Annotated in this window: 10 protein-coding genes; 7 read left to right on the forward strand and 3 right to left on the reverse strand. The window is 59.1% G+C overall.

What is annotated here, in order from left to right:
• Positions 1 to 237: 237 nt before the first annotated feature.
• From LOY68_RS27605 to LOY68_RS27630, 6 genes are all read left to right on the forward strand, one after another.
• Entirely contained in the window at positions 238 to 4,086 is a 3,849-nt protein-coding gene (locus LOY68_RS27605) for an EAL domain-containing protein (protein ID WP_265040995.1), read from the forward strand.
• 247 nt (positions 4,087 to 4,333) lie between these two features.
• A complete protein-coding gene (glyA, locus tag LOY68_RS27610; protein ID WP_054051411.1) occupies positions 4,334 to 5,587 on the forward strand; it encodes a serine hydroxymethyltransferase in 1,254 nt (417 codons plus the stop codon).
• Positions 5,588 to 5,801: 214 nt separating this feature from the next.
• Complete coding sequence (locus tag LOY68_RS27615; protein ID WP_265040997.1) at positions 5,802 to 6,353, forward strand: hypothetical protein; 552 nt, start codon at positions 5,802 to 5,804, stop codon at positions 6,351 to 6,353.
• A 247-nt stretch (positions 6,354 to 6,600) separates the two neighbouring features.
• Positions 6,601 to 7,914, forward strand: a complete 1,314-nt coding sequence (locus LOY68_RS27620; protein WP_163911673.1) for a C4-dicarboxylate transporter DctA — start codon at positions 6,601 to 6,603, stop codon at positions 7,912 to 7,914.
• 93 nt (positions 7,915 to 8,007) lie between these two features.
• Positions 8,008 to 8,712, forward strand: a complete 705-nt coding sequence (locus LOY68_RS27625; RefSeq protein ID WP_054616677.1) for a FadR/GntR family transcriptional regulator — start codon at positions 8,008 to 8,010, stop codon at positions 8,710 to 8,712.
• Between the two features lie 24 nt (positions 8,713 to 8,736).
• Positions 8,737 to 9,426 carry a GntR family transcriptional regulator gene (locus LOY68_RS27630; RefSeq protein ID WP_265041000.1) on the forward strand — a complete coding sequence of 230 codons (690 nt, stop codon included), beginning with the start codon at positions 8,737 to 8,739 and terminating at the stop codon, positions 9,424 to 9,426.
• A gap of 99 nt (positions 9,427 to 9,525) precedes the next feature.
• On the opposite strand, the gene yjiA is transcribed toward LOY68_RS27630, so the two are convergent.
• The 3 genes from yjiA to LOY68_RS27645 all read right to left on the reverse strand — a co-directional run bounded on the left by yjiA (position 9,526) and on the right by LOY68_RS27645 (position 12,938).
• Positions 9,526 to 10,497, reverse strand: a complete 972-nt coding sequence (yjiA, locus tag LOY68_RS27635) for a GTPase (RefSeq protein WP_265041002.1) — start codon at positions 10,495 to 10,497, stop codon at positions 9,526 to 9,528.
• A gap of 161 nt (positions 10,498 to 10,658) precedes the next feature.
• Positions 10,659 to 10,856 carry a YbdD/YjiX family protein gene (locus LOY68_RS27640; RefSeq protein WP_054616680.1) on the reverse strand — a complete coding sequence of 66 codons (198 nt, stop codon included), beginning with the start codon at positions 10,854 to 10,856 and terminating at the stop codon, positions 10,659 to 10,661.
• Positions 10,857 to 10,871: 15 nt separating this feature from the next.
• Entirely contained in the window at positions 10,872 to 12,938 is a 2,067-nt protein-coding gene (locus tag LOY68_RS27645) for a carbon starvation CstA family protein (RefSeq protein WP_265041004.1), read from the reverse strand.
• A gap of 160 nt (positions 12,939 to 13,098) precedes the next feature.
• Between LOY68_RS27645 and LOY68_RS27650 the strand changes: the two genes are divergently transcribed.
• Complete coding sequence (locus LOY68_RS27650) at positions 13,099 to 13,467, forward strand: PilZ domain-containing protein (RefSeq protein ID WP_163911662.1); 369 nt, start codon at positions 13,099 to 13,101, stop codon at positions 13,465 to 13,467.
• Positions 13,468 to 13,534: the final 67 nt, after the last annotated feature.

The raw sequence follows: 13,534 nt of genomic DNA on the forward strand, positions 1-13,534 counted from the left end.
GCCCGGCCAGGCTGTGCGCGTCGTCGCTTGATAAGCATCAATGCGCGCGCGCTGAAAAAACCTGATTCTAGGAGCTGGAACGCTCCCGCGTAACCGGCAAAGCTACCTGAATGACCGATGGCAGTCCAGCCGGGAGGGGCTGGCACTTAGCCACAACTCAAGGCATGCTAGCCGCCCTCCGGGCGTCCGGCTTATAGTGCACGTCGCGCCAGTCCAGCCAAACCGCAGGATTTCAGTTTGTCTAATGTCACGCCGCCTCTTTCCAACCGTGCACCGGCTGCTGCGCTCGGCTCCCCCCTGCGCGGAACTTTGAAGGGCGCACTCGCGACACTCGTGCTGTTGCTGCTCGCGCTGCTGTTTTGGCAATTGCTGGATCAACTGCGCGAAACCCAGAAAAACCAGCGCCAGTACACCATCGACTACACCGCCGACCTGGCCTCGCAAGTCAGCCTGAACATGGCGCTCAACGCGCAGATCGCGCTGAATCTGCTACCGATCGTCGAGCAACCGCAAACCGCCGACGAACAGCAGGCCCTACTGCGCAAATTGCAGCAGTCGCTGCCCGACCTGCGCAGCCTGGCGTTATTGAGCCCGTCCGGCAAAATTCTCACCGACAGCGCCGCCGACAGCCAGGACGCCGACTACCTCAGCGATCTGGTACGCCGCAGCCGTTCGCAAGCCCACTATTTCAGCAACGCCGACGATGGCTCGGTGGTGCACTTGCTGCTGCATCAGGCCAGCGGCAGCACTCGCGGTTATTGGGCCTTGCGCCTGACCCCGACATTTTTCTCCTCGCTGACCAAACAGAGCGAAGCCGGGATTCGCCCATTGTGGCTGGTGGAAAACCGCGTCAATCATCAAATCATCAGCCGCGATGAAGCCCTGCCCGCCACCCGCCAGGGCACGCTGAGCGACGATGACCTGGCCAACAGCGTGTTGACCGTGCCCCTGAGCAGCAGCGACTGGCAACTGCGCGGGCTGTTCGACCGCCAACAGGTGCTCGAACAACTGCTGCCGGCGTTCATCGGCAAATGCCTGCTGGGCCTGGCGTTCTCCCTGCTGCCATTTATCGCGCTGCTGAACATGCGCCGACGTCAGCGTCAGCTACATGAAGGACGCCGCCGCTATCAGGACATCTTCGAAGGCACCGGCGTTGCGCTGTGCGTGCTCGACCTGTCCGGGCTGAAAAGCTTTTTCGACAAGGCCCAACTCAACAACACTGAACAACTGAAAGCCTGGCTAGAAGTCCCGGAGCAACGCCTGCAACTGCTGCAGGAATTGCGCATCACCGAGGTCAACCAGGTCGCCCTGCAATTGCTCAACGTCAATTCCTGCGACCAGGCCTGGAAACTGCTGATCGACGGCTGTCCGCTGGATGGCACCGCGATCGGCAACCAGGTTCTTGAAGCCGTGCTCAACCAGCAAAAACAACTCGAACTGGAAATCAAACTCCAGGACACCAACGGCCGCGACCAGCACCTGTGGCTGGTGCTGCGCCTGCCGGAAGAGCAACACGACTACAAAGCGGTGATCCTGAGCATCAACGACATCACCAGCCGCAAGCTCATCGAGCTGTCGCTGCTGGAGCGTGAGGGCTTTTGGTCCGACGTGGTTCGCACCGTGCCGGATCACCTGTACGTGCAGGACGTGATCAGCCAGCGAATGATTTTCAGCAACCACCATTTGGGGCAGACGCTGGGCTACAACCGCACCGAGCTGCACCAGATGGGCGAGTACTTCTGGGAAATCCTGCTACACCCCGAAGATGCCGACTACTACCACCGCTCGCGCCAGACCCAGCGCCAGGGCGGTTTTTCGCAATTGCTGCAATGCCAGCTACGTTTCCGTCATCGCGATGGCAACTGGCGGCGCTTCGATATTCGCGAGCAGGCTCTGGCGCGGGACAAGCACGATCAAGTCACGCGCATCATCGGTGTGGCCAAGGACATCACCGAGCAGATCGAGGCCAGCGAATCCCTGCGTGACAGCGAACAGCGCTACCGCATGCTCGCCGAAAGCATCAGTGACGTGATTTTCTCCACTGACAGCAAGCTGTCGCTCAATTACGTCAGCCCGTCGGTGCAAGCGGTGCTCGGCTATGACGTCGACTGGATTTTCCAGAACGGCTGGCAATCGACCATCGCCAACCCGCAACAGCTGTCCGGCATCTATAGCTTGATGGACCGGGTCAGCAAAGCCCTGGATAAACCCGAGCAACTGGCGTTGTTGCGCAGTCAGGTGCAGACCCAGTTGTTCCTGTTCGACTGCTTGCGCGCCGACGGACGCAAGATCCCGATCGAACTGCGACTGGTGCTGGTCTGGGACGAACATGGCGGTTTCGAAGGGGTGCTCGGGGTCGGTCGCGACATCAGCCAGCAGCGCCGCGCCGAGAAAGACCTGCGCATGGCGGCCACGGTATTCGAGCATTCGACCTCGGCGATCCTGATCACCGACCCGGCCGGCTACATCGTCCAGGCCAACGAAGCGTTCAGTCGCGTCAGCGGTTATGCGGTGTCGCAGGTGCTCGACCAGTTGCCGAACATGCTCACCGTCGACGAGCAACAGGAAGCCCATCTGCGTTATGTGCTCAAGCAATTGCATCAGCACAGCACCTGGGAAGGTGAAGTCTGGCTCAAACGGCGTAATGGCGAGCATTACCCGGCGTGGGTCGGCATCACGGCGGTGCTCGACGACGAAGGCGACCTCGCCAGTTACGTGTGCTTCTTCAGCGACATCAGCGAGCGCAAGGCCAGTGAGCAGCGGATTCATCGCCTGGCTTATTACGACGCCCTGACCCACCTGCCCAACCGCACGCTGTTCCAGGATCGCCTGCACACCGCGCTGCAATCGGCGGAACGACAGAAGTCGTGGGTGGTGCTGATGTTCCTCGACCTCGACCGTTTCAAACCGATCAACGACTCCCTGGGCCACGCCGCCGGCGACCGCATGCTCAAGGAAATGGCCACGCGCCTGCTCGGTTGCGTCGATGATGACGACACCGTGGCGCGCATGGGCGGCGATGAGTTCACTTTGCTGCTGCAACCGCGGATCAACCGTGAAGTGGCGCTGAACCGGGCGATTCACGTGGCTGAACAGATTCTTGCCAGCCTGGTGAAACCGTTTGTGCTGGAAGGTCGCGAGTTCTTTGTCACGGCGAGTATCGGCATTGCCCTGAGCCCGCAGGACGGCAACGAACTCAGCCAGTTGATGAAGAACGCCGACACCGCGATGTACCACGCCAAGGAGCGCGGCAAGAACAACTTCCAGTTCTATCAGGCGGACATGAACGCCAGCGCCCTGGAGCGCCTGGAGCTGGAAAGCGACTTGCGCCACGCCCTGGAGCAAAACGAATTTGTGCTGTATTACCAGCCGCAGTTCAGCGGCGACGGCAAACGCCTGACCGGGGCTGAAGCCCTGCTGCGCTGGCGCCATCCGCGTCGCGGGCTGGTGCCGCCGGGGGATTTCATTCCGGTGCTCGAAGAGCTCGGTCTGGTGGTGGACGTCGGCGACTGGGTGATCAGCGAGGCCTGCCGTCAGCTCAAGACCTGGCATCAGGCCAAGGTGCGGGTGCCGAAGGTTTCGGTGAACATCTCGGCACGGCAATTCTCCGATGGCCAGCTTGGCAACCGCATCGCCAACATCCTCAAGGAAACCGGCCTGCCGCCAGCGTGCCTGGAGCTGGAGCTGACCGAAAGTATCCTGATGCGCGAAGTCAGCGAGGCGATGCAGATTCTCGCCGGGTTGAAAAACCTCGGCCTGAGCATTGCGGTCGACGACTTCGGCACCGGTTATTCATCGCTCAACTACCTCAAGCAATTCCCGATCGACGTACTGAAAATCGACCGTACCTTCGTCGACGGCCTGCCGTCCGGCGAGCAGGATGCGCAGATTGCCCGGGCGATCATCGCCATGGCCCACAGCCTGAACCTGGCGGTAATCGCCGAGGGCGTGGAAACCCATGAGCAACTCGACTTCCTGCGCGAGCATGGGTGTGACGAGGTTCAGGGGTATCTGTTCGGGCGGCCGATGCCGGCGAGCCGGTTTGAAGCGCAGTTCAGCAATGATGCGTTGTTCATGTTTGATTGAGATTTGTAGCGCGGCGGATGACGCCTTCGCGGGCAAGCCTCGCTCCTACAGGTTTCGGGGTGTACACACCGTTTGTGAACACCGCGTCCCTTGTAGGAGCGAGGCTTGCCCGCGAAGAGGCCGGCACGATCACCGCTGATCCCCTCATGAAGCCCACTTGTCTGCGACATGATGTCCTTTCATATGCCATCTAAAACCCGTTGGGTTAGAATGCCCCCCTTTTCTGCCCCGATCCTTGAGGACCGCCATGTTCAGCCGTGATTTGACTATTGCCAAGTACGACGCCGATCTCTTTGCCGCCATGGAGCAAGAAGCTCAGCGCCAGGAAGAACACATTGAGCTGATCGCTTCGGAAAACTACACCAGCCCTGCGGTGATGGAAGCTCAAGGCTCGGTACTGACCAACAAGTACGCCGAAGGCTACCCGGGCAAGCGCTACTACGGTGGTTGCGAGTTCGTCGACGTGGTTGAGCAACTGGCCATCGACCGCGCCAAAGAACTGTTCGGCGCCGATTACGCCAACGTTCAGCCGCACGCCGGTTCCCAAGCCAACAGCGCCGTTTACCTGGCCCTGCTGCAAGCGGGCGACACCATCCTGGGCATGAGCCTGGCCCACGGCGGTCACCTGACCCACGGCGCCAGCGTTTCGTCCTCCGGCAAGCTGTACAACGCCGTTCAATACGGTATCGATGCCAACGGCCTGATCGACTACGACGAAGTCGAGCGCCTGGCGGTCGAGCACAAGCCAAAAATGATCGTGGCCGGTTTCTCTGCCTACTCGCAGATCCTCGATTTCCCGCGTTTCCGCGAAATCGCTGACAAGGTCGGTGCCTACCTGTTCGTCGACATGGCCCACGTGGCCGGCCTGGTCGCCGCTGGCGTCTACCCGAACCCGGTGCCATTCGCTGACGTCGTGACCACCACCACGCACAAGACCCTGCGCGGTCCACGTGGCGGCCTGATCCTGGCTCGCGCCAACGCCGACATCGAGAAGAAGCTGAACTCCGCCGTATTCCCGGGCGCCCAGGGTGGCCCACTGGAGCACGTGATCGCTGCCAAGGCGATCTGCTTCAAAGAAGCGCTGCAGCCTGAGTTCAAGACTTACCAGCAACAAGTGGTGAAGAACGCCAAGGCCATGGCCGGCGTGTTCATCGAGCGCGGTTTCGACGTGGTGTCCGGCGGTACTGAAAACCACCTGTTCCTGCTGTCGCTGATCAAGCAGGAAATCTCCGGTAAAGACGCCGACGCCGCTCTGGGCAAGGCTTTCATCACCGTGAACAAGAACTCCGTGCCAAACGATCCACGCTCCCCGTTCGTGACCTCCGGTCTGCGCTTCGGTACCCCGGCCGTGACCACTCGTGGCTTCAAAGAAGCAGAGTGCAAAGAGCTGGCCGGCTGGATCTGCGACATCCTGGCTGACCTGAACAACGAAGCGGTGATCGACGCCGTTCGTGAGAAGGTCAAGGCCATCTGCAAGAAGCTGCCGGTATATGGCGCTTAACTAGCCCGCTTCACCGAAATGACAAAGCCCGATCAGCAATGATCGGGCTTTTTTGTGTGCGCTATTTAATAACAATCAAACAATTTGAAGCAAACGCCTCTAACCCCTCTCATATACAAACATAAAAACATCTATATTCTAAGCTCCAGTACATCAACTAGCGCATCAATCCAAATCTATTATCCTTCAACAACTCAAATGGAATTGAGAACACATGAGCACGGACCGACAGAAATCTTTTATCGCAACCATTGGCACACCCACTACTCTCGTCCACTTTCTTGACGAGGTACTTGGCGAAAAAGCGACGGTAAGTTCCTCGCTTTTCAGTGGCGGATTTTACACTGGAAAACCACAGACCCAAGATCACTCGCACCTTGTGAGCCTGCGCCCTGAGCCCCGGCTGACCCTCTATTTCAGGTATACAGGACGTGATTACAGTCTCTATATCCGAACACCTGGGCCCTATTATGGAAAGTGCCTCAGTATCGACGAAAATGGACTTCTCGGCGCCTTTCCACCCAAGGGATCAAAAACTTTTAACCTGAGAAATGAACAGGGACTTATCCTGCCAATTGACAGTGTTAAAACCGACACATTGAATGTCTATCTGCAAGCTTCAGGATCACCAGGCGCTTTGCATATACACCGACTGCACAACTCACCCTTTACTTATTTCGCCAACAAGAGCGAATCACCTTATATGTTTAACCTTACCATCCTGGAACGAAACGCTCCTTATCTTGGTTATCCCGACGAAGTTTGAAAAACGACACTACCTTCCCCGCCGTGCTCGATTAGACCATCGAGGAAACAGCTATTGCGCCACATCTCGGACTCGACACCACTGGTCAGACCGGTCATGCCAATTTTGCTATTTTCACTTGTCACCAGGAAAAAACCGAGCGTAGACTGCGCCTGCACTGGACATACCGGTAAGACCACAATAATTAAGTCCTGAATCTGATGCGTTCAAGCGCACGGCAGCCAGGACACCGACCAGGATTCCTCCCATGCTCAGATGGTGCTCGCGTTCAATCTTCCTCCAAGTGGTTCTCGGACTGGTGCTCGGCATCATCTGTGGGCTGACCCTTCCCGAATACTCCGCACAGCTCAAACCCTTGGGCGACGGCTTCATCAAACTGATCAAGATGCTGATAGGCCTCATCGTGTTCTGCGTGGTGGTCAGTGGCATCAGCGGTGCCGGCGACTTGAAGAAGGTCGGGCGCATCGGCCTCAAGTCGGTGATCTACTTCGAAGTGTTGACCACCATCGCCCTGGTGATCGGCCTGGTGTTCGCCTTCAGCACCGGTATCGGCAGCGGCGCGAACATTCATCTGGAGCAGCTCTCTACGGCCGATATAGGCGACATCGCCCAGCGCGGCCAGCACATGCACACCACCACGCAGTTCCTGATGGACCTGATTCCGACGTCGGTGATCGGCGCTTTCGCGGACAACAATATCCTGCAAGTGCTGCTGTTCTCGGTACTGTTTGGCAGCGCGTTGAACCTGGTGGGCGAAGCGGCCTCGGGTATTTCCCGGTTGATCAACGAACTCAGCCACGTGATTTTCCGCATAATGGGCATGATCGTGCGCCTGGCGCCGATCGGCGTGTTCGGCGCCATCGCCTTCACCACCAGCAAATATGGCCTGGATTCCCTACAACACTTGGGCAGTCTGGTGGGCCTGTTCTACCTGACCTGCGCCGCGTTCGTGTCGCTGATTCTCGGTCTGGTAATGCGCCTTTCCGGCCTGCGGATGTGGCCGCTGCTCAAATACCTGCGCGAAGAATTGCTGATCGTCATGGGCACCGCCTCTTCCGACGCCGTGCTGCCACAGATCATGCGCAAGCTTGAACACCTGGGCATCGGCAGCTCGACGGTCGGGCTGGTGATTCCAACCGGCTACTCGTTCAACCTCGACGGTTTCTCGATCTACCTGACCCTGGCCATCGTCTTCATCGCCAACGCCACCGGCACGCCGCTGGCCATGACCGACCTGCTGACGATTCTGCTGGTGTCGCTGATCACCTCCAAAGGTGCCCACGGCATCCCCGGCTCGGCGCTGGTGATTCTGGCGGCAACCTTGACCGCGATCCCGGCGATTCCGGTGGTCGGTCTGGTGCTGGTATTGGCGGTGGACTGGTTCATGGGCATTGGCCGGGCGCTGACCAACCTGATCGGCAACTGCGTCGCCACCGTGGCCATTGCCCGCTGGGAAAAAGACATCGACATCCAGCGCGCAAACAAGGTGCTTTCCGGACAGCAGGGTTATACCTTCCAGCCGAGAAAACCTGTAGCCGGGGCGCATCAACAAGACTTCTGACCCCACAACCTGTAGGAGCTGCCGAAGGCTGCGATCTTTTGATCTTGCCTCTCGGCGCTCAACCACCCGTCATCGATGCTCACGGAGCCAACAGTGATTACCACTTCAACGGTCGTCAATTCAGTCGTAGAAAAACTTCGGGCCGCGCTGGCCCGGGGTCAGTGGCGCTCCGGCGATATGCTGCCGGGCCAGCGTGAACTGGCCGAACAACTGGGCATCAGCCGCCCGAGCCTGCGCGAAGCAGTGATCGTGCTGGAAACCCTCGGGCTGGTGCGCTCGATGCCGGGCAAAGGCGTGGTGGTGCTGGAAGCCAATCTCAGTGACAGCCAGCATCATGACAGTGCAGTTGCCGGCGCCAGCCTGGAAGACGTGCTGCAACTGCGCTACACCCTTGAGCCGTTCATTGTCGGGTTGGTAGCGCAATCGATCAGCAGCAAGGAAGTCGGGCAACTGCGCCTGACCCTGATGGACATGCGCGAAGCGCTGGAAGCCAACGACGCCGAAGCCGGGGTCAACGCCTACATCGCGTTCCACGAAGAGCTGTTCACCCTGACCTCGAACCCGATCTTCCAGAGCGTGGTGCAACAGACCAGCAACGCCCTCAAGCAAAGCGCCGAAGTACTGCGCAATTCGCCTGAGCATCTGGCCGAACGCCTTGAAGAAAACGAAGCCGTGGTCCGTGCGATCCGCAGCAAGAACAGCGCCCAAGCCAGCGCCGAAATGCGTCGGCACATCCTTCGCGAAGGCCAGCGCATGGGCATCGAACTGAACATTCCGGACGACAACCTCGGCAGTTGAAACCATCCGAACTGGAGACAGGCCATGAACAGCTTCGCCTCAGCGCAAACCCTCACTGCCCTGCCCTTCCCCCGGCGGGCGGATGATCTCTACTCACAGATCTTCGACGCGATTCTCGAACTGCGCATTGATGCGGCCAGTCGCTTTACCGAAGAAAGCCTGGCGCAAATGTTCAGCGCCCGACGCAGTGACGTTCGCAGCGTACTGACGCGACTGTCGCATCAGCAGATCATTATCCTTCGCACCAACCATCGGCCCCGCGTCGCGTCGCTGGATCACGAGCAGACCCGGCAGATGCTGCATGCCCGGCGGCTAACCGAGATCACGCTGGTGCGACTGGCCTGTCAGCAATCCCGGCCGCAAGACTTGAAACCGCTACGTGCCTTGATCGACAGCGAACGCCACTGCACCGCACGCGGTCCGGCGATTCGGTTATCCGGGGAGTTTCATTTGCGCCTGGCAGAAATGGCCGGGAATGCACCGTTGGCGCATTTTCTCTGCAGCTTGGTGCCGCTGACGTCGTTGGCGATTGCGCAGTTTGATGCACAGGCGCAGGACTATTGCGTGTGGCAGGTGCATCTGGGGATTCTGGAGGCTGTGGAGCGTCGGGATGCCGTTGCGGCGGTGACCTTGCTGAGCCGGCATCTGGATTATCTGGAGGGGATGTTGCTGAACGCTGGACCGACACTAAGCCAAAATCGTGTTGCCGGTTAGATTGTCTTCGCGGGCAAGCCTCGCTCCTACAGGTATGTCGCCGCCCTTGTAGGAGCGAGGCTTGCCCGCGAAGGCGTCATCACAGACAAACTGACAATTTCAATCCGCCGCCACCCGCTCAAACCCCGCCCGAATCTTCTCTTCCGGCAAATCATCGGCAATAAACACGATCACACTTTCCCGCGCCTCACCCTCAGCCCATTCGGTGTCCCAATCGAAGCCGTACAACTTCAACACGCCTTGAAACACCATGCGCCGTGGCTCGCCGACGATGCTCAACACACCTTTGTAACGCAGCAATTGCTTGCCATGGTCTTCCAGCAGTTCGTTCATGAACTCGCTGAGCTTGTCGAGATCCAGCGGTTTGTCGGTGCGCAGCACCAGGCTGGAAATGCGGTCGATGGACGGCGCTTTGCTCACCGGTCGCAGACTCACGCCACCGCCGAGGTCGGCGTTGAGGTTGAAACCGCGCACATCGAGCAATTCAGCCAGGTCGATCTTGCCGTGCTCGACCACGCGAATCGGCGCCCGACGGTTGATGCGGGTCAGACGCTCGCTGAGGGCGGTGAAGGTCGGCTCGTCCACCAGATCCCGTTTGCTCACCAGCAAGCGGTCGGCAAAACCGATCTGCGCCTGGGCGATGGTCTGGGTCAGGTGTGTCTCGGCGTGGGCGGCGTCCACCAAGGTGATGATGCCGTCGAGAATGTAGCGCTCGCGTAGCTCTTCATCGATGAAAAAGGTTTGCGCCACCGGGGCCGGATCGGCCAGACCGGTGCACTCGATCACCAGGCGATCGAAGGCGATTTCACCGCTGTCCAGGCGTTCGAGCAACAGGTACAGGGCCTTGGTCAGGTCGGTGTGAATGGTGCAGCAGACGCAGCCGTTGGACAGCGTCATCACTTGCACCGGCTCTTCGCCCAACAGCTGGGTGTCGATGCCGGCGTCGCTGAATTCGTTTTCGATCACGGCGATTTTCAAGCCGTGCTCGGCTTTGAGCAGGTAGCGCAACAGCGTGGTTTTCCCCGCGCCGAGGAAGCCGCTGAGGATCGTTACCGGGATGGGAGAGGACAACTGGTATCTCCTGTTCACAAAATTAAAGACCAATACAAAAACAAATGTGGGAGCGAGCCTGCTCGCGAACGCGGTGTGTCAGTCGATAAAAATGCTGACTGACACGACGCCTTCGCGAGCAAGCCCGCTCCCACAGGGGACTGCGTCAACCTGAAGTCAGGTTAACAACACTTCGGCCCACCCTTGCCACCGTAACGCGCTTCCTGACGTTCGCGGAAGAACATCTCGTAGCTCATCACCGGTTTGTCCGGGTGTTTGTTTTGCATATGCTCGACGTAGTTGTCGTAGTCGGGCATGCCGACCATCAGGCGTGCGGCCTGACCGAGGTATTTACCGAGGCGACTCAGGTCATTGAACATCGTTGCAATCCTCGATCACGCGTCCGGTAAAGCCTGGAAGGGTGCTTCTTTATCCGTACGTTCTTTGGTGCCCCAGGCGGAAATACCGACCTTGAGCGCATAGAACAGGATGCTGAATACCACGAACAGGAACAGCGCCGTCAGCGTTGCGTTGGTGTAGGCGTTGAAGATTACGTGCTGCATTTGCGTAATGTCCTTGGCCGGGGCGAGGATCTGACCGTTGGCCAGGGCATCGCTGTATTTTTTCGCCAGCGACAGGAAGCCGATCGCCGGGTTGGCGTCGAACAGCTTGATGAAACCGGCAGTGGTGGTGCAGATCAACAACCACGCCGCTGGCATCAGGGTCACCCAGATGTAGCGTTGGCGTTTCATTTTGATCAGTACGACGGTGGCAAGCATCAGCGCGATGCCGGCGAGCATCTGGTTGGAGATGCCGAACAGCGGCCACAAGGTGTTGATCCCGCCCAATGGGTCGATCACGCCTTGGTACAGCAACCAGCCCCACATCGCCACACAACCGGCGGTGGCGATCAGGTTGGCGGTCCAGGACTCGGTGCGTTTCAGCGCCGGGACGAAGGAGCCGAGCAAATCCTGGAGCATGAAACGTCCGGCACGGGTGCCAGCGTCCACTGCGGTCAGGATGAACAGCGCTTCGAACAGAATCGCAAAGTGGTACCAGAACGCCATGGTGTTTTCACCCGGCAGCACGCTGTGCAGGATTTGCGCGATACCGACCGCCAGGGTCGGTGCACCGCCGGCACGGGCCAGGATGGTGGTTTCACCAATGTCATGCGCCACCGCTTGCAACGCTTCCGGCGTTATTGCAAAACCCCAACTGCTGACGGTTTGCGCCACAGCCACCACGTCACCGCCGACCACGGCCGCCGGACTGTTCATGGCGAAGTACACGCCCGGCTCGATCACCGAAGCGGCAACCATCGCCATGATCGCGACGAAGGATTCCATCAACATCGCGCCGTAGCCGATGTAGCGGGAATTGACTTCGTTATCCAACAGCTTCGGCGTCGTGCCGGAGGAAATCAGCGCGTGGAAACCCGAGACCGCGCCACAAGCAATGGTGATGAACAGGAACGGGAACAGACCGCCCTTCCACACCGGCCCGGTGCCATCGACGAACTGGGTCAATGCCGGCATTTTCAGCTCGGGCATGGTCACCAGGATGCCAATCGCCAGAGCGATGATGGTGCCGATTTTCAGGAAGGTGGAGAGGTAGTCACGCGGCGCCAGGATCAGCCACACCGGTAACGAGGCGGCGACGAAACCGTAACCGACCAGCATCCAGGTAATCTGCACGCCAGTGAAGCTGAACGCCTTGGCCCACACCGGATCGGCAGCAATCTGCCCGCCCAGCCAGATCGAACCCAGCAGCAGCAATACGCCGACCACGGAGATTTCGCCGATGCGACCCGGGCGGATGTAGCGCATGTAAATGCCCATGAACATCGCGATCGGGATGGTCGCCATCACCGTGAAAATACCCCACGGACTTTCGGCCAGGGCTTTCACCACGATCAGCGCCAGCACCGCAAGGATGATGATCATGATCAGGAAGCAGCCAAACAGCGCGATGGTGCCGGGGATGCGGCCCATTTCTTCCCGGACCATGTCGCCGAGGGAACGGCCATTGCGGCGGGTGGACATGAACAGGACCATAAAGTCCTGCACCGCACCCGCCAGCACCACGCCAGCGATCAGCCAGAGCGTACCGGGCAGATAGCCCATCTGCGCCGCCAACACCGGACCGACCAAAGGCCCTGCGCCAGCAATCGCTGCGAAGTGGTGACCGAAAAGGATGTGTTTGTTGGTCGGGACGTAGTCCAGGCCATCATTGTTGAGCACGGCGGGGGTGGCCCGGCGTGGATCGAGTTGCATCACATTGTTGGCGATGAACAGACTGTAGTAACGATAAGCAACCAGATAAATGGCCACGGCGGCGACCACAATCCACAAGGCGTTGATCGCCTCGCCTCGACGCAATGCCACTACGCCCAGGGCGCACGCTCCTACGATTGCCAGCAGCAGCCAGGGTAGATGGCGTAGCAGGCTATTATTATTTTTCATTTTATTATTCCAGCCAGGGTGGACAAGAAAGACAGCCAGTTCGAGTTTAGCTCTACTGGCGCCAAAGACCATAGTCCGACATTGGTCGAGCGCCATTACCGTGCTGGCAGCCTTCGGTGATGCAGGTCTATAGTCAGGCAACCTTCACGAGGATTGCGCCATGAGCGACCACCCTGCCGATCGCCGCCGCTTCAAACGTATTGCGTTCGATGCCCGAACCGAGCTGAGCCAGGGGGAATCCACCTGGCCGGTGAAGCTGATCGACCTGTCGCTCAAGGGCCTGTTGATCGAAAAACCCGAGCCCTGGCTGGGTAATCCGGATTGGCACTTCCTGGTTGATATCCATCTGAACACCGACGTCGAGATCAAGATGGACGTGATGTTGACCCACGATGACCATGGTCAGCTCGGGTTTGTCTGCAAACACATCAGCCTGGAATCCATCGAGCGTCTGCGGCGGTTGATTGAGTTCAACCTGGGCGATCCAGAGGAACTGGAACGCGAATTGGGTGCGTTGATCGAAGTCTGATTACGTCCCGTAGGAGCTGCCGAAGGCTGCGATCTGTTGATCCTTGGCGTTATTGCGTCGCTGAAGA

The organism is Pseudomonas sp. B21-053, from assembly GCF_026016365.1.
GTDB lineage: Bacteria > Pseudomonadota > Gammaproteobacteria > Pseudomonadales > Pseudomonadaceae > Aquipseudomonas > Aquipseudomonas nunensis.

Excerpts from the sequence above, each read along its gene's own strand:
- LOY68_RS27640 (WP_054616680.1), bottom strand. The coding sequence starts at position 10,856 with ATGTTCAATGACCTGAGTCGCCTCGGTAAATACCTCGGTCAGGCCGCA.
- LOY68_RS27615 (WP_265040997.1), top strand. The coding sequence starts at position 5,802 with ATGAGCACGGACCGACAGAAATCTTTTATCGCAACCATTGGCACACCC.
- LOY68_RS27645 (WP_265041004.1), bottom strand. The coding sequence starts at position 12,938 with ATGAAAAATAATAATAGCCTGCTACGCCATCTACCCTGGCTGCTGCTG.
- LOY68_RS27650 (WP_163911662.1), top strand. The coding sequence starts at position 13,099 with ATGAGCGACCACCCTGCCGATCGCCGCCGCTTCAAACGTATTGCGTTC.
- LOY68_RS27620 (WP_163911673.1), top strand. The coding sequence starts at position 6,601 with ATGCTCAGATGGTGCTCGCGTTCAATCTTCCTCCAAGTGGTTCTCGGA.
- LOY68_RS27630 (WP_265041000.1), top strand. The coding sequence starts at position 8,737 with ATGAACAGCTTCGCCTCAGCGCAAACCCTCACTGCCCTGCCCTTCCCC.
- glyA (WP_054051411.1), top strand. The coding sequence starts at position 4,334 with ATGTTCAGCCGTGATTTGACTATTGCCAAGTACGACGCCGATCTCTTT.